Raw genomic sequence first — 16,453 nt, 5'->3', positions numbered from 1 at the left:
GAAACAACTTTGCGCCGATGATAGTGCTGCAACCAGTGTGAAAGTAGGTTATCGTCAGGCTTGTTATTCGTAGTAGAGAAAAACCCGTCAAGCAATTGACGGGTTTTTTTTCGTCTGATGCTTTTTCTGCTTGCACCCCCAAAGTGGTTTATTGGCCAGCGGCCACCGGCGCGGTGATACAACTCCATGTTGCAGCTGTTCCAAATTGATACATGGCCCGTCTGCTATGGGGCATGCACGCATGGCATGGCATTTGCTCTTATTGGTTATTGACTAAAAAACCAAGGAGACCAGCATGACCTATTCCATCCGTACCCTGCTCGGCGTGGCCGCTGCCGGCGCCGTCGCCCTCACTTCCCTGCTGACCTTGCCGCATGCCTATGCGCATGGCAATGTCACGCCACAAGGGGTCGACACCACTGGCTTGCCAAAAGTGGGCGACAAGTGGCTGGAACAAAATCCGTATCGTGGTAATAAACTGGCCCTGAGCGTGGGCACCTCTGCCTACAACCAGAATTGCGCGCGCTGCCACGGTATCGAAGCCATCTCGGGCGGCATTGCGCCAGATTTGCGCCAGCTAGACCGCGATTGTTTCAGTATCAAGAATGAGACAAAAAAACAAGCTTGCTACAAGGAAACGGACAACTATTACCTGGCCACCATACGCCACGGTAAAGTACGCAATGGTGCCGTGTACATGCCGCCGTTTGAAGGCGTGTTCAACCAGGAAGCCATGTGGGCCATCAAGACCTATCTGGAAACCCGCAGAGAGTCGAACTGATCACGAAGGAGTCTTATGCGTTCATTCCGTATCCAGGGCGCGCGCGCGATGATCTCGCTCGCCTGCCTGGCACTGTGCGCGGCCGTACCGGCGCGCGCCGACTGGCAAAAAGTGCAACAGTCGGGCAGCCTGAAAGTGGCCGTGTACAACGAGTTTGCCCCATTTTCCGACAAGGGCGTGGGCATCGATATCGATATTGCCGAGGCGCTGGCGAAGAAACTGGGGCTGAAATTGAGTCTGTTGCCATTTCCCGCTGGCGAAAACCTGAATGATGATTTGCGCAATATGGTGTGGAAGGGCCATTACCTCGGCTATGGTCCCGCCGACGTGATGCTGCATGTGCCGGTCGACAAGAAATTGATGGCTGACAACGACAAAGTCGAAATTTTTGCCCCATATTATGTTGAAACGGTGCGACTGGTACGCAGCGCGCATGCCGTGCCACAATTCGACGGCGTCGCCTCGCTGGCCGGCAAGCGCATCGGCGTGGAAAAAGTGTCGATCGCGGCCATGCTGATGTTGGGGGAAGATAATGGCAAGTACCGCGACGATGTGCGCATTTTCGATACGGCTGCCGAAGCCTTGCAGCAATTGCAGGCGGGCCAGCTCGACGCTGTGCTGGCCAACCGTTCGGAAATCGAGTCGGTGCTGAAAAGCGATCCCGCCTTTCCCCTGAGCGAAGTGGCGTTCGCTCGCCTGCCGCGTGCCGGCTGGGCCGTGGGCCTGGCCGTCAGCAGGCAGCAACTGGACGTGGCCAAACTGCTGCAGGCCGCCATGAATGACATGGCCGCCAGCGGCGAACTGAAAGCCATTTTTGAGAAATACGGCGTGCAGGAAGCGCGGCCGTAACAGGCCATGCTGCAATGCTAAAAAGCCCGTGCATCGATCGATGCGCGGGCTTTTTGTCTTAGAAACTGTATTGGGCGCTGACACCCAGCAACCAATTGCGTCCTGGCGCCGCCTCATAGTAGCGCTTGTTGCTGTCGCCGACGATGACGGAACCCACGTAGGTCTTGTCGAAAAGATTGTTCAAGCGGGCAAATTCCTTGAAGCGCCAGTTGCCCACGCTTTGTTTTGCATTGATACGGGCATTGAACACCGTGTAGCCGGGTGCCGGCTTTTCGCTGTTGCTGTCTTCCGCATAGACCTGGTTGCTGGCCACGCTTTCCAGCGCCGCGCCAAAGCGCTCAAACGTATCTTTCCACGCCAGTTCCGCGAACAGGTTGGCGCTAGGTACGCCCGGCAAACGGCTGCCTTCGCTAACGGTGCCGAAGGCCTGGTCATACACGGCGTGCAGGCTGGTGAGCGCCACTTTTGTCGTGAAACCATAGGGCAGGCTGGAATCGAGCGACACCTCCATGCCCTGGCGCAAGGTCTTGCCCGCATTGCGATAGCTGGTGCGCCCGCCGCTGGACTTGTCGACCACCAGTTCGTCGTTGGTCTTGATCTGGAACAAAGCTGCGTTCAGGTGCGTGTTGTTGTTGATTCTGGCCTTGATGCCCGCTTCCAGGTTGGTGCTGGTGGCCGGTTTCAAGTTGAAATTGAAGCCGCCGCCGGTGCCAGAATAAAATAACTCGTTCAAGGTAGGCGCCTCGAAGCCGCGCGCGGCGCTGGCGTACACGTTGACGTTGGGTGTCAGCTTGTAGAGCAGGCCCAGCACCGGCGTCGTGTGGCTAAATTCCAGACTGCCGCTATCGTTGCCATTGCTGAAGAAATGGTCGCTGACCGATACTTTCATCTTGCTGTAGCGCAAACCTGCGCTGAGTAGCCACGGCCCGCTTTGCCATTCCGCCTGGATATACGGATCGAGGCTGGAGACGACATCCTGCTCGTCGCGGCGCAGCTTGCCCTTGACGCCAAAGGTATTGCCGATGAAATTTTCATAGCCGGTGCGGTCATCGCTGGAGCGGCCATAGTCGATGCCGATGGTGGTGCTCAGCTTGCCGCCAGCCAATTGATTCACATGCAGCCAATTGGTGTCGATGCCATAGAACTGACGCTGGAAGTCGACCACGCCGCCTGAATGGCTGGCCGGCGCCTGGAAGCCTTTGTTGAATGCCTGGTATTGGATCACGTCGCGGTTGCCGCCATACACCATCACATGCAGGCGGTCGTCGCCGAAAGCCTGTTCATAGGTGGCGCCGATTTGCTGGTGGTCGATGCTCTTGCGCGTGTTGTAGCGTTCGGCCAGGGTGCGTTTCGGGTTTTGCGTGTCCGTCGCGTCGATTTCGCCGGCGCGCGGGTCGCGTACAAACGTGGCCCAAGTGGCGCCCAGCGGATCTTGCGTGTTGCCCTGGTGCAAGCTGTTGGCGACGATGGTCAGCTTGCTGTCGGCCGTCGGTTTTACCGTGATCTTGCCGAAGGCCTGTTCGCGCGTGGCGGCGCTGTGGTCGCGGAAACCATCGGTGCGAAAGCGCGAACCGTCGAGCACGTAGCCGATACCGCCTGCCTGGCCCTGCGCGCTCAAGTCCACCTTGCTGGCGCCGAAGCTGCCGCCCGTGACATTCAGTTCCACCGAGGGTGGATTCTGGCCATCCTTGGAAAACAGCTGGATCACGCCGCCCGAATGGTTGCCGTAGATGGCGGAAAATGGCCCGCGCAAGACTTCGATGCGCTCGGCTGTATCCAGGTTGAAGGTGGCTGCCTGCCCTTGGCCGTCGGGCATGCTGGCGGGAATGCCGTCGCTGATGAGTTTGACGCCGCGCACGCCGAAGGCCGAGCGGGCGCCGAAGCCGCGCGAAGAGATTTGCAAGTCTTGCGCATAGTTCTGGCGGTTCTGTACCACCAAGCCCGGTACGGCAGCCAGCGCTTCCGAAGCGTTGACGCGGATTTGGCCATCCTGGATGCGCGCGCTGTCGACGACGTCGATGGAAGCGGGTACTTCCTGGCTGGGGTGAGGAATGCGGCTGCCGCTGATCACCACCGTATCCAAGAGTTGTCCGCCAGCGGGGACAACTGCCTCGGCGGCAAAAACGTGGGGGGCGAGGGTGGCGCTGCCGGCGACAAACAGGCTGGCGATGGTGTTCAAGCGGAAACGATACTGCATGCGGGTTCTCCAATGTGTATAAAAGCCTGCTTGCGCGCGTGCGCGGCACAGGTCTGCATCGTTATCAAGCAATATGCCTGCCATGTCTCCATTGGTGGGCTGAAATTATACGCCTGCCAGTGGCACGGCGTTTGCATGCAAGCATTTTCATCCGCGCTGCCAGTGCGCGCTTTTCTGTCGTTTTGCCATTGAAAAGGTGATTATGCCCAACTTCTTCCTTCGCTTGCGCGTGGCTTGCTGCCTTTTGCCAGCGCTCGCTTGCACAGCCGTCCAAGCGGCGCCATTTGCCTATGTTCCCAATGAAAAGTCAGGCACCCTGAGTGTGATCGACACGGCCACCGACCAGGTGGTACGCCAGATCGCTGCCGGCAAGCGCCCGCGCGGCATCGCCGCCGACCCCACCGGGCGGCAATTGTTTGTCACGGATGCGGCCAGCAGCGCCTTGTTGCTGATCGATAACGTGGCGGGCGCACCCGTGCGCAGCGTGGCGCTGGGCAAATCGCCTGAAGGCGTCAGTGCCTCCCTCGACGGCAGCCATGTGGCCGTGGCCGTCGAAGAAAACAATAGCGTGGCCCTGCTCGACGGCCATACGGGCGCCTTGCTCGCCGACATAAAAGTGCACGGACGCAATCCCGAACACGCCGTCTTCAGCCCGGACGGGCGCTGGCTGCTGGTCAGCGCGGAAGAGGCCGAGCAAGTCGATGTCATTGATGTCGCGCAACGCCGCCAGGTGGGTTCCGTCGCCGTGGGCTTGCGTCCGCGCGGCATCGGTTTCAGCCCCGACTCTGGCCGCGCCTATGTGGCCTGCGAGCTGGTCAACGCCGTCTACGTGATCGACATGACGCAGCGCAAGGCCATCGCCACTATTGCTGCCGGCAAGAATGCGAATGGCATCGCGGTCCACCCCAGCGGCAAGCAGGTATATGTCTCGAACGGCACGGATGGCACGGTAATGGTGATCGATACGGCCAGCAACGAGGTGACGGCCACCATTGCCGTCGGCAAGCGTCCCTGGAACATGGCTATCACACCCGACGGCGCCAAGCTGTACGTGGCCAATGGCCGCTCGAACAGCGTCTCCGTCATCGACACGGCCAGCGCGCGCAAGGTGGCCGATGTTGCCGTCGGCGAATTGCCGTGGGGCGTGGTGATTCGCTAGCTGCCCTGCAACAGGTGTTCCAGTCTGGCACACCTGTTCCATTGTGCAGCGTCAACGGGGCTGCGCGGGGGGCGCGGCAGGGGTGTCCCGGATTGGAACAGGACGCCTCCATTTTGTTCAAAACGCCAACAGGCGGCGCCATCCGTTCAGCTGGTCATGCGGGGGCGAAAGGCGTGCCGAGGTTGATGCCACGCCCTTGTAACAGCGGTAAAACCCGCTAAGTTTGTAGAGGGGAGGCGAGCTGGCACGGCATTTGCGAAAGACTGCATGTACTCACCCCATCTGTACCAGGACGTTCGACTTAACCAGCAACATTCCAATTCTACAAACCGATAGAGGACGACATGAATCTCGCAGACATCAGCAAACTGGGCGTCGCCAACCCCTTCAAACAACGTTACGATAATTACATTGGCGGCAAATTTGTTGCACCCGTTAAAGGTGAATACTTTCCTAACATTACTCCGATCACGGGCCTGCCGTTTTGCGAAATCGCCCGTTCCACGGCGGAAGACGTCGAACTGGCGCTGGACGCCGCCCACGCTGCCAAGGACGCCTGGGGCAAGACGTCGCCCGCCGAGCGCGCCAACATCCTGAACCGCATCGCCGACCGCATCGAACAGAACCTGAGCCTGATCGCCACGGCGGAAACCATCGACAACGGCAAGCCCATCCGTGAAACGATGAACGCCGACATTCCGCTGGCGATCGACCATTTCCGCTACTTTGCCGGCTGCATCCGCGCCCAGGAAGGTTCCGTTGCGCAAATCGATGCGGAAACCTATGCCTATCACTACCATGAGCCGCTGGGCGTGGTGGGCCAGATCATCCCGTGGAATTTCCCCATCCTGATGGCCGTGTGGAAACTGGCGCCCGCCCTGGCCGCCGGCAATTGCGTGGTGCTGAAACCGGCCGAGCAGACACCGGCCTCCATCATGGTGTTGATCGAGCTGATCGGCGACTTGCTGCCGCCGGGCGTGTTGAACATCATCAATGGTTTCGGCCTGGAAGCGGGCAAGCCGTTGGCATCGAGCAAGCGCATCGCCAAGATCGCTTTTACGGGCGAAACGGGCACGGGCCGTTTGATCATGGGCTACGCCGCGCAAAACCTGATTCCCGTCACGCTGGAGCTGGGCGGCAAGTCGCCGAACATTTTCTTTGAAGACGTGATGGATGCCGACGACGATTATTTTGATAAATGCCTGGAAGGCTTCACCATGTTTGCGCTGAATCAAGGCGAAGTGTGCACCTGCCCATCGCGCGTGCTGATCCAGGAATCGATCTACGAGAAATTCATGGAACGGGCGCTCAAACGCGTCGCCGCCATCAAGCAGGGCAACCCGCTCGATTCGGCCACCATGATCGGCGCACAGGCGTCGCAGGAGCAACTGGAAAAAATCCTGTCCTACCTCGACATCGGCCGCCAGGAAGGCGCCGAAGTGCTGGCCGGTGGCGAGCGCCACACGCAGGCGGGCGACCTGGAGGGCGGCTATTACGTGCGTCCGACTGTGTTCAAGGGCAACAACAAGATGCGCATCTTCCAGGAGGAAATTTTCGGGCCGGTCGTCTCCGTTACCACCTTCAAGGATGAGGCCGAAGCGCTGGCGATTGCCAACGACACCTTGTACGGACTGGGCGCCGGTTTGTGGACGCGTGACGGCTCGCGTGCCTTCCGCATGGGGCGCGCCATCCAGGCCGGCCGCGTGTGGACCAATTGCTATCACCTGTATCCGGCCCACGCCGCGTTCGGCGGCTACAAGCAATCGGGTATCGGCCGCGAAAACCACAAGATGATGCTCGACCATTACCAGCAAACGAAAAACTTGCTGGTGAGCTATAGCTCGAAAGCCCTGGGCTTCTTCTAAACCGGCAGATAGCGCCGCGCCTGCCTGGGCGCGGCGCGTAGAAAGGGATGCCATGGGTGCAGCAATTGCCAGGGTGGTCGCCACCGATGCGGCGTTGGAAATGATGGACAAGTTGCGCGAGCGTCACGGCCCGCTGATGTTTTTCCAGTCGGGCGGCTGCTGCGACGGCAGTGCGCCCATGTGCTACGCGCTGGGCGAGTTCGATGTCAGCGATACCGACATCTACCTCGGCAACCTGAATGGCACACCGTTCTACATGGGACTCGAGCAATTCGAGTACTGGGAGCATACGCAGTTGATCATCGATGTGGTCGATGGCAATGGCGGCATGTTTTCACTCGACAACGGCACGGGCAAGCGCTTCCTGACGCGTTCGCGCCTGTTCACCGATGCAGAGTGCGCTGTGCTGCATGCCCAGACGCATGAGCACGGCAGCAAAAGCCCTTGACCGGCAGCACTTGATACAAACACATACTAATAACAGAGGGAGATGATTGTGCAGAAAAAAATCATGGGGATAGTCGTCAGTTTGGGCCTGGTATCGCTGGCCTCGTTCGTGCACGCAGCGGACGCGGGCAATGTTACCAGCGCCATGCTCGACAACACGGCAAAGAATCCGTCGAGCATCTTGTCGTTTGGCATGGGCACGCAGGGCCAGCGCTATTCGCCGTTGACGCAGATCAATGACAAGACCGTGGCCAAGCTGGTGCCGGCCTGGTCATTCTCGTTTGGCGGCGAAAAGCAGCGGGGCCAGGAATCGCAGCCATTGATTCACAACGGCAAGATGTTCGTCACGGCATCGTATTCGCGCATCTTTGCCATCGATTTGAAGACGGGTGCCAAGCTGTGGAAATATGAGCACCGCTTGCCAGAGGGCATCATGCCGTGCTGCGACGTGGTCAACCGCGGCGCCGCCTTGTTCGGCAACCTGGTGATCTTCGGCACCCTCGATGCGTATCTGGTGGCGCTCGATCAAAACACGGGCAAGATCGTCTGGAAGGAAAAAGTCGATGACTACGCGGCCGGCTACTCGATGACGGCCGCGCCGCTGATCGCCGAAGGTTTGTTGCTGACTGGCGTGTCGGGCGGTGAATTCGGTATCGTGGGCCGGGTCGAGGCGCGCAATCCCATGACGGGCGAGCTGGTGTGGTCGCGCCCCACAGTGGAGGGACACATGGGCCACCGCTACGACAAGGATGGCAAGGCCAGCGACAACGGCATTTCCGGCACGGTGAACAAGACCTGGCCAGGCGACCTGTGGAAAACGGGCGGCGCCTCGACCTGGATGGGCGGCACCTACGATCCGCAAACCAAGCTGGCGTATTTCGGCACGGGCAACCCGGCACCCTGGAACAGCCATTTGCGCCCTGGCGACAACCTGTATTCCTCGTCTACCGTGGCGCTCGATGTGAAGACGGGGCAGATCAAGTGGGCCTACCAGAACACGCCCAACGATGCCTGGGATTTTGATGGCGCCAATGAATTCGTCACCTTCGACATGGATGGCAAGCGCTACGGCGGCAAGGCCGACCGCAACGGTTTCTTCTATGTGATCGACGCCAACACGGGCAAGCTGCAGAACGCCTTTCCTTTTGTTAAGAAAATCACCTGGGCCAGCAGCATCGACTTGAAGACAGGCCGGCCGAACTACATCGCCGCCGGCCGTCCTGGCGACCCGACCAAGGGAGAAGAAGGCAAGAAGGGCACGACTGTGTTTGCCGCGCCCGCTTTCCTGGGGGCAAAAAACCAGATGCCGATGGCGTACTCGCCGCAAACCAGGCTGTTTTATGTGCCTGCCAATGAATGGGGCATGGATATCTGGAATGAGCCGATCAGCTACAAGAAAGGCGGCGCTTTCCTCGGTGCAGGTTTTACCATCCGCCCCCTGTTTGACGACTACATCGGCGCCATGCGCGCCATCGATCCGAAGACGGGCAAGATCGTGTGGGAAATCAAGAACAATGCGCCGCTGTGGGGTGGCGTGATGAGTACGGCTGGCAATTTGGTGTTCTACGGCACGCCGGAAGGTTTCCTGAAAGCCGTCGACGCGAAGACGGGCAAGGAACTGTGGAAATTCCAGACCGGCTCCGGCGTCGTGGCGCCACCCGTCACCTGGCAGGATGGCGACACGCAATACGTGGCCGTCGTTTCCGGCTGGGGTGGCGCGGTCCCGCTGTGGGGTGGCGAAGTGGCGAAGAAGGTCAACTTCCTGGAGCAGGGCGGTTCCGTATGGGTCTTCAAACTGGCGTCGAAGTAACGGGGGTGTAGCGCCCGGGCTAGTGCGGATGGGCGTCTCCCAGTCCGCACGGTGCGCAAAACCTGGGCGCTTGCTTTTTGCTGACGGCCCAGGCCGTCAGTTTTTTTTGTTTACCTGTACGCGCGATCAGCATACTTGCGGTCAAAAAATGAACACTGCAAGTGACGATTGATCCGCTGCTGCACACGTTTATCAGGTTTTTTCTCTTTCTCCCTCTGTGCGGTTCTGGGCACGCTTATTGCCAAAGATTGAGCTACATCAATCACTGGTGTGCACACTAAAAACACAGAAGAAAGCGGAGAAAAAATGAATACATTGATCAAGCTGGGGAGCCTCGGTGTCATGATGATCGCAGCGATGGGACAGGCGCAAGCCGTCGATATCAAGGCCGGCGACTGGACCGTGTCGGTGGGCGGCATCGTCAACGCCTACTACACGCAAGTGTCGTGCTCTGGCGACGCCGTGGGCGGGCTGGCGCTGGGCGGCCAGGCGCTCGGTTGCGGCGGAGAAAAAGACCGCACGACGATAGGCAATGGCTTGCTGCCGAATGGCCTGATTACCTCCGCGTCGTCGCGCCTGGGCGAGTACGACGTAAAGGCCTTGATCGGCATCTATAACTCGACGGCCACCGATAGCGCCATCAGCCAGAACAGCGTGGTCGATGTGCGCCAGGCATTCTTTACGTTTGGCAATGAACACATGGGCACCTTCAAGCTGGGGCGCGACTACGGCATGTTCGGCGCGAATGCCATTCTTTCCGACATGACCTTGCTGGGTTCGGGCGCGCCCGTGCAGGCGACGCAGCGGGGCCGCGTGACCCTGGGCCATATCGGCGCCGGCTATACCTATCTGGGCAACTATGGCCAGATCATGTACAGCTCGCCAAAGTCAAGCGGTTTTGGCGTCGATGTGGCCTTGGTCAGTCCCGTTTCCGATACGCCCATCGTGGCCGGTTCGACCTATTCCTCGAAGTCGAGCCCGCAAGTGCAGGCGCAAGTAACGTATGCGCAGGAGGGCTTGAAAGGCTGGCTGGGCGTGAAGTCGCAAAAATTCACCTCGAAGACGCCAGGTGTCGATGACCTGACCATGCGCGGGATCGAGGCGGGCGGCTCATACCAGATGGGGCCGGCCGGTGTACTGCTTAATTTCCAGGGCGGAAAAGGGCTGGGAATTTTATCCGATGCAGACCAGGGCAATACCAAGTCGAAGAACTGGTTGCTGCAAGGCACATATAAAACGACGGACAAGTTGAAGCTGGGCTTGTCCTACGGCATCAGCAAAAACGACGACAACACGGCTGGCACGGGCGGCCTGAAATCGAACGCCAACCTGACCCTGGGCGCCTACTATTCGCTCAACAGCGCGATCACCCTGGTGGGCGAACTGGGGCAGACGCGCTCGAAAGGCTTTACCGGTGGTGAGGCAAAGATGAATGGCGTGTCGCTGGGCGGCATTATTTTCTTCTAATCAACGAATGCGGCGCCGGTATCTGCGGCGCCGCGCGGAGCATGGTGCATGCGGACAATGCGGTTATTCATGGCTTGCTGGCTATTCCTGTTCATTGCGGGACAGGCGTGGGCGGGCGTGCTCACCAAGGCGGAGCTGGCGCGGCACTTTCCCGCGCCGCTGATGGTGGGAGACAAGGAAACGGACTTGCCGGTGTGGCCTTTGTTCAAGCAGAACGCCACGGCCACCGAGTTGGTCGGCTATGTGTTCGAGTCGGTGGACCTGGCGCCCATTCCCGGCTTTTCCGGCGTTCCTGTCAATTTATTAATCGCGATCAATCCGCAAGGCAGTTTCCTGGACGTCGCCGTCTTGTCGCAGCACGAACCCGTTTTTCTCGACGGCTTAGGTGTTGCCCCGCTGTTCCAGTTCGTCCAGCAATACAAGGGCCTGTCGCTGAAGCAAAGCATCGCCATCGGTGCCAAGACGAAACGCGCGCCAGACGCGACCCACGCCGATATCGATGGCGTGTCGAAGGCCACGGCGTCCGTGCGCATCATCAACCAGAGCGTGCTGGCGTCGGCCTTGAAAGTGTCGCGCAAGAAGCTGGGCTTCGCGCAGGGCCGCGACCCGGACCAGATCGCCCGCATCCGCATGGACGTGCTGCAAAAGCTGGATGTGGCGCAGATGCTCCAGCAGGGCTTGATCGGGCATGTGCGCCTGCGCAACAAGGACGTGGAAGCCCTGTTTGCGGATGGTCCGGGGGCGGGGCTCGATGCCGAGGCGACGCGCGACCCGGACGGCATGTTCATCGAGCTGTACCTGGCCTATGTTTCTGTCCCGTCCGTGGGGCGCAATCTGTTGACCGAGCGGAGCTGGAATAAATTGCGCAACCGCCTCGACGAGGGCGACCACGCCATGCTCGTCATGTCGCGCGGGCGCTACAGCGTGCTGGGCGACGATTTCGTGCGCGGCACCGTGCCCGAGCGGCTGTTGCTGAAACAGGATGGCTTGCCGATCGACATGCGCGACCTGGACTTGGAACTCAGCTTGGCCGATGCCTCGCTGTTGCCGACGGAGCATATTGCCGTGCTGCGCATCATCAGCCAGGCGGGGCTCGACGCGGCCAGCCCGCTGGCGTTTTCCTTGCCCATCACGCGCAGCAAAGGCATCGTGTATCCCGAGCGCATCGCGCGCAACGTCGATTTCAGTTATCGCCTGCCAGCTGATTTGTATGTGGCGCCGCAAGGCGATGATGCGACGTGGCGGGGCACGTGGCAAAGCCGCAAGGCTGAGTTGCTGATATTGCTGGCCGGGCTGGCGCTGCTGACCGGCGCGCTGGCCTGGCAGAAACGCCTGGTGCGTGATGGCCGGCAATTCGTCTGGTTCCGCCGCCTGTTCCTGTTGTTTACCATTGCCTTTATCGGTTACTACGCGCAAGGGCAGTTGTCGATTGTTAATCTCACGGGCGCCATCCAGGCGCTGCTGGCGGGGCGCAGCCTGGGATTTTTCCTGTTCGACCCGATGACGGTGCTTCTGTGGGCTTTCGTGCTGATCAGCCTGTTTCTGTGGGGACGCGGTACGTTTTGCGGCTGGCTGTGTCCGTTCGGCGCCCTGCAGGAATTGACGGGTAAGCTGGGCCAGTGGTTGCGCGTGCCGCAATGGAAGATCAAGCCGCGCCTCGATGGACGTTTGAAGTGGATCAAATATGCGCTGCTGGCAGTCATTCTCGCCAGCAGCATTTTTTCCAGCCAGGTCACGGACAAGCTGGTGGAACTGGAGCCGTTCAAGACGGCCATCACCCTGAACTTCGTGCGCGCCTGGCCGTTTGTCTCGTATGCCGCAGCTTTGCTGCTGCTCAGTAGCGTTTCGTATAAATTCTTTTGCCGTTACCTGTGTCCGTTTGGGGCGGCGCTGGCGCTGCTGGGGCGCGTGCGCCTGTTCAACTGGATTCCCCGCCGCAAGGAATGCGGCACGCCGTGCCAGACCTGTCGCCACCGTTGCGAGTACCACGCCATCGCACCGAGTGGACAAGTCGATTACGCCGAATGTTTTCAGTGCATGGATTGCGTGGTGATTCATGCCAGCGATGAAAAATGCGCGCCCTTGATGCTGGACATCAAGCGCGCCCGCAGCATTCCGATTGCCCGGGCCATGGCAGAGGGGAGCAGCAATGCAGCGTAGAACGTTCATATCCGCAGCCATTGGCAGCGTGGCCGGCATGGCGGGCTTGGCCTTGCCGGGCAGCATGGCGCGTGGCACGACTGCCCCGTCCGGCATGCGCCTGTACCGGGGCGCCGCGCTGGCGTTCGGCACGACGATCGCCGCGACGGTGTTGCACCATGACCAGCGCCAGGCCGAGCTGGCCATCGAAGACGCCTTGTATGCGGCCAGGAAGATCGACCGCCTGATGAGCATTTACAGTCCAGCCAGCCAGGTTTTCCAGCTCAATCGCGATGGGCGCCTGGCGCGGCCCGATTCCCATCTGCTGGCCGTGCTGGCACAGGCGCAGGCCTTGTCGCAATGGAGTGATGGTGCGTTTGATGTCACCGTGCAACCGTTGTGGCAGCTGTGTCGCGCGGCGGCCGATCAGGCGAACCTGCCGTCAGATACGCAGCGGCGCGCGGCGCAGGCACGCGTAGGCTGGCGGCAACTGGCGTGGGACCAGCGCGAAGTGTACTTTCGCCAGCCTGGCATGGCGTTGACCTTGAATGGCCTGGCGCAAGGCTATGCGGCGGACATGGCGCTGGCGGCCGTGCGGGCGCGCGGCGTGCAGCATGCATTGCTCGACACGGGCGAATTCATGGCGCGTGGCCAGCGTGCCATGCGCCAGCCGTGGACCCTGGGCATCCAGGATCCGCGCGATGGAGAAATCCTCGCGGCAACCTTGAAAGTGGAAGGGCGCAGCGTGGCCACCTCTGGCGATTATGCCTGCACATTCACGCCAGACTTTGCGCATCATCATATCTTTGACCCATCGCGCGGTGATTCTCCAGCCGAGTTGGCCAGCGCCACCGTGCTGGCGCCCACCGGCTTGCTGGCCGATGGCTTGTCGACCACGTTCATGGTGACGGGGGCCGCGCGCGCCTATGCCATGGCTGCGCAAATGCGGGGCGTCGACCTGATGACGATCGACAAGCTGGGCCGACGCCGCATGTCGCCCGGCTTCCCCCGTATCGCGTAGTGACCCGCGTAGTTACTTCAGATGCGGCACCTTGCGATAGATCGTGTTGCGCGACACGCCCAGGGCGCGCGCCGTGGCCGAGACGTTGCCGCCGTGGGCATCGAGCGATTTCAGGATCACGCTGTGTTCCATTTCTTCCAGGTTAGCGCCGGCGGCGATCATGCGGTCCGTGCTGGCGCTGGCGGCACTGGCTTGCGTCATCTCGATATCGTCGAGGAAATCATCTGGCATGTGGCGCAAGCAGATTTCATGCTCGTCACCGGCCATGACGATGGCCGTGCGCAACAAATTGGTCAGCTGGCGGAAGTTGCCAGGCCATTTATGCTGATGGAACATGTGCAGGATGTCCGGTGACACCGTATAGCGCGTATCGGGCGCTTCCGTCGCCAGGATTTTCTTCACGACCGTATCGAGGTCGGTGCGATCGCGCAGTGGCGGCAGTTTCACTACCAGGCCATTCAATCGGTAATACAAATCTTCGCGAAACAAGCCCTTGGCCATGCGCTCGCGCAAGTTGTGGTTCGTGGCGCAAATCAGTTCCACATTCACGGTGATCGATTTGCTGCTGCCCAAGGGCGTGACCATGCGCTCCTGCAATACGCGCAACAGCCGCGCCTGCAAGCCGAAGGGCATGTCGCCGATCTCATCGAGGAACAGGGTGCCGCCATTTGCCTGCAGTATCTTGCCGACAGCGCCTTTCTTGCGCGCGCCCGTAAAGGCGCCGTCTTCATAGCCGAACAGTTCCGATTCGATCAGGGTTTCCGGAATCGAGGCACAGTTGACGGCAATAAACGGCCCCATCGCCCGTGGCGAATCGTTGTGGATGGCTTGCGCCAGCAATTCCTTGCCGGTGCCTGTTTCACCCATGACCAGGATGGGAATGTCGCGTCCCAATACCTTGTTAACCTTTTCGATCACCAGTTCCAGTTGCGGATCGCCCGTGCGCAGATAGCGCAGGCCGGACAGGCGCCGCGCCGCGTTGGCCGCATGGCTGGCTGGCGCGGGTATCTGCGCCGGCACCGCATTGATATCGCTGTGATCGGTGCTGGCAGTAAAACCGTGTTGGAAGACACTATTTCCCAAGCGTAATTGCGCGCGTCCATATACACGCACGCCGCTGTGCATGCACAGGTTCAGCAGGCCGGGCGCCGCCGTGCGGTAATGGTCGTACAGGGCGGAAACGGGCAAGCCGAACAAAGAGCTGAAAGTGTGCGATTGCAGTGCGGCAAATGACAGGCCTAGCTGGAACAAGCCATTTTTGTTGGCTGACAGAAAGCGTCCGCCCGGCGTGAATGAAGCAATGCCTTCCATCAGGGTGCCGATGAATTCGGGCCGTGCGTGGAAGTGCACGGTGATGGCGTCTTCAAAGGTGGCGGAAAATAGTTGATTTTCAATCATCAACGCCGACATGCGTACCAGGGCCATCGTATGCTTGTGAAAACTACGCTGGTCGCTGGAGACGTCCAGCACGCCAATGACATTGCCCCGGTGATCGGTGATGGGCGCCGCCGAGCAGGTCAGGAAATGATTGGCGGCAAGATAATGCTGGTCAGCGTGGACCAAAGTCGGCACTTTTTCCGTGATGGCGGTACCAATCGCATTCGTGCCGCGGCTTTGCTCGGACCACGCCACGCCCGGTTGCAAGGCCACCCGGTTGGCTTTCTCCAGGAAATCATCGTCACCCAGCGAGTGCACGATGACGCCGTTGGCATCCGTCAAGATCACCATATTATGCGTATTGACGATCTGCTGGTACAGGGTTTCCATCGCCGGCACCGCATGTGCGTGCAGCATGCGGTTTTGCTCGATGAGCAGCGACAGGTCGGATTTCCCCGCCGGCGTGAAATCGGGCGTGGCCGTAGGCGACAGGCCATAGGCGAGTGAACGCTGATGCGATGTTTCGATGAGCACAGGAACATCGTCTGAGCCTGCCTGTGAAGTGTTTGCGTCTGCCATGGACGAAAACGGTGCGCTACGGTAGGTAGCTGATGGCTGATACATGATCTCGTTGCCTCCGTTGGGCCCTGTACTGCGGCGCTCTTTTGAATATCGAGAGTGTTCCATAATGTAGCACCTGTCACAGATGAGAGCAAAGCAAAGCGAACCTGGCTATCCCCAGTGTTGCGGCTAGGCTCAGAGTTGCTCCATCGGCGGTGGGTGATGTCATTGGATAAGCAAATGCGATGCCAGGACCGTTGCGTCTGATACGGCTCAAAATTCCCGCAAATAGCCCTTGCGGGGCGTGCAGGGCTTTGCTATAGTTCGCCTCCCCGATGAGACGCAGTCAAATGCGGCAGTTGAGGATCACCGGAAACGGCGATGCAGTAGAAAAGAAGGTGTTGACAGATTTAGCGAAATGCTTCATACTCTTCCTTCTTCGCAGCTGACAAACACAACGCTTTGTCGATAATGCGAAAGTTTTACCGAATATAGTTCTTTAACAATTAACAGTCGATAAGTGTGGGCATTTGATGCAAGTGCAGCGCCAATCTTCGGATTGGCGTCTAACTTAAAATATCAAATGTTCACAAGAAATAATGAAATAGGATACTTCTTCGGAAGTAGCCTGTCAGTTTTTTGAGTGAGCGACCCGTCAGCAATGACGGTGCCAATAAAATGGCAAAGTAACAGAGATTAAACTGAAGAGTTTGATCCTGGCTCAGATTGAACGCTGGCGGCATGCCTTACACATGCAAGTCGAACGGCAGCACGGAGCTT

The 16,453-nt window shown here is 59.6% G+C and carries 12 protein-coding genes and 1 rRNA gene; 10 read left to right on the top strand and 3 right to left on the bottom strand.

Annotation, left to right across the window (positions count from 1 at the left end; all coding sequences use genetic code 11):
- A partial coding sequence (locus tag ACQ4W6_RS25230; RefSeq protein ID WP_436569905.1) for a hypothetical protein occupies positions 1-188 on the bottom strand: 188 nt, incomplete at its 3' end.
- Positions 189-295: 107 nt separating this feature from the next.
- Between ACQ4W6_RS25230 and pedF the strand changes: the two genes are divergently transcribed.
- Both pedF and ACQ4W6_RS25220 read left to right on the top strand, forming a co-directional pair.
- On the top strand, positions 296-781 hold the full coding sequence (gene pedF / locus ACQ4W6_RS25225; RefSeq protein WP_436569904.1) for a cytochrome c-550 PedF: 486 nt from the start codon (positions 296-298) through the stop codon (positions 779-781).
- Between the two features lie 15 nt (positions 782-796).
- Entirely contained in the window at positions 797-1,630 is an 834-nt protein-coding gene (locus ACQ4W6_RS25220) for a substrate-binding periplasmic protein (protein ID WP_436569903.1), read from the top strand.
- 58 nt (positions 1,631-1,688) lie between these two features.
- Here the strand turns inward: ACQ4W6_RS25220 and ACQ4W6_RS25215 are convergent, their stop codons facing one another.
- Positions 1,689-3,827 carry a TonB-dependent receptor family protein gene (locus tag ACQ4W6_RS25215; RefSeq protein WP_436569902.1) on the bottom strand — a complete coding sequence of 713 codons (2,139 nt, stop codon included), beginning with the start codon at positions 3,825-3,827 and terminating at the stop codon, positions 1,689-1,691.
- 229 nt (positions 3,828-4,056) lie between these two features.
- Here ACQ4W6_RS25215 and ACQ4W6_RS25210 point away from each other — a divergent pair, with 229 nt between their 5' ends.
- From ACQ4W6_RS25210 to ACQ4W6_RS25180, 7 genes are all read left to right on the top strand, one after another.
- The gene (locus ACQ4W6_RS25210) at positions 4,057-4,986 is read left to right on the top strand and encodes a beta-propeller fold lactonase family protein (protein WP_436569907.1); all 930 of its coding nucleotides are present in this window, start codon (positions 4,057-4,059) and stop codon (positions 4,984-4,986) included.
- Positions 4,987-5,330: 344 nt separating this feature from the next.
- Positions 5,331-6,851 carry an aldehyde dehydrogenase gene (gene adh / locus ACQ4W6_RS25205; RefSeq protein WP_436569901.1) on the top strand — a complete coding sequence of 507 codons (1,521 nt, stop codon included), beginning with the start codon at positions 5,331-5,333 and terminating at the stop codon, positions 6,849-6,851.
- Between the two features lie 52 nt (positions 6,852-6,903).
- Positions 6,904-7,299 carry a DUF779 domain-containing protein gene (locus ACQ4W6_RS25200; RefSeq protein ID WP_436569900.1) on the top strand — a complete coding sequence of 132 codons (396 nt, stop codon included), beginning with the start codon at positions 6,904-6,906 and terminating at the stop codon, positions 7,297-7,299.
- Positions 7,300-7,362: 63 nt separating this feature from the next.
- The gene (locus tag ACQ4W6_RS25195) at positions 7,363-9,108 is read left to right on the top strand and encodes a PQQ-dependent methanol/ethanol family dehydrogenase (RefSeq protein ID WP_436569899.1); all 1,746 of its coding nucleotides are present in this window, start codon (positions 7,363-7,365) and stop codon (positions 9,106-9,108) included.
- A 306-nt stretch (positions 9,109-9,414) separates the two neighbouring features.
- Positions 9,415-10,575, top strand: coding sequence for a porin (locus ACQ4W6_RS25190; RefSeq protein WP_436569898.1), 1,161 nt, complete (start codon positions 9,415-9,417; stop codon positions 10,573-10,575).
- 69 nt (positions 10,576-10,644) lie between these two features.
- Positions 10,645-12,735 (top strand): 4Fe-4S binding protein, encoded by a 2,091-nt coding sequence (locus ACQ4W6_RS25185; protein WP_436569897.1) that lies wholly within the window; start codon positions 10,645-10,647, stop codon positions 12,733-12,735.
- On the top strand, positions 12,725-13,735 hold the full coding sequence (locus ACQ4W6_RS25180) for an FAD:protein FMN transferase (RefSeq protein ID WP_436569896.1): 1,011 nt from the start codon (positions 12,725-12,727) through the stop codon (positions 13,733-13,735). The genes ACQ4W6_RS25185 and ACQ4W6_RS25180 overlap by 11 nt, the downstream gene beginning before the upstream one ends.
- 12 nt (positions 13,736-13,747) lie before the next feature.
- On the opposite strand, the gene ACQ4W6_RS25175 is transcribed toward ACQ4W6_RS25180, so the two are convergent.
- On the bottom strand, positions 13,748-15,691 hold the full coding sequence (locus ACQ4W6_RS25175; RefSeq protein WP_436569906.1) for a sigma-54-dependent Fis family transcriptional regulator: 1,944 nt from the start codon (positions 15,689-15,691) through the stop codon (positions 13,748-13,750).
- A gap of 680 nt (positions 15,692-16,371) precedes the next feature.
- On the opposite strand from ACQ4W6_RS25175, the gene ACQ4W6_RS25170 reads away from it, so the two are divergent.
- Positions 16,372-16,453, top strand: a 16S ribosomal RNA gene (locus tag ACQ4W6_RS25170); the annotation flags it as partial.

The sequence above is a fragment of the Janthinobacterium woesei genome, assembly GCF_051380875.1.
Classification (GTDB): domain Bacteria; phylum Pseudomonadota; class Gammaproteobacteria; order Burkholderiales; family Burkholderiaceae_D; genus Janthinobacterium.
This window is presented reverse-complemented; position numbering and strand designations above follow the sequence as displayed.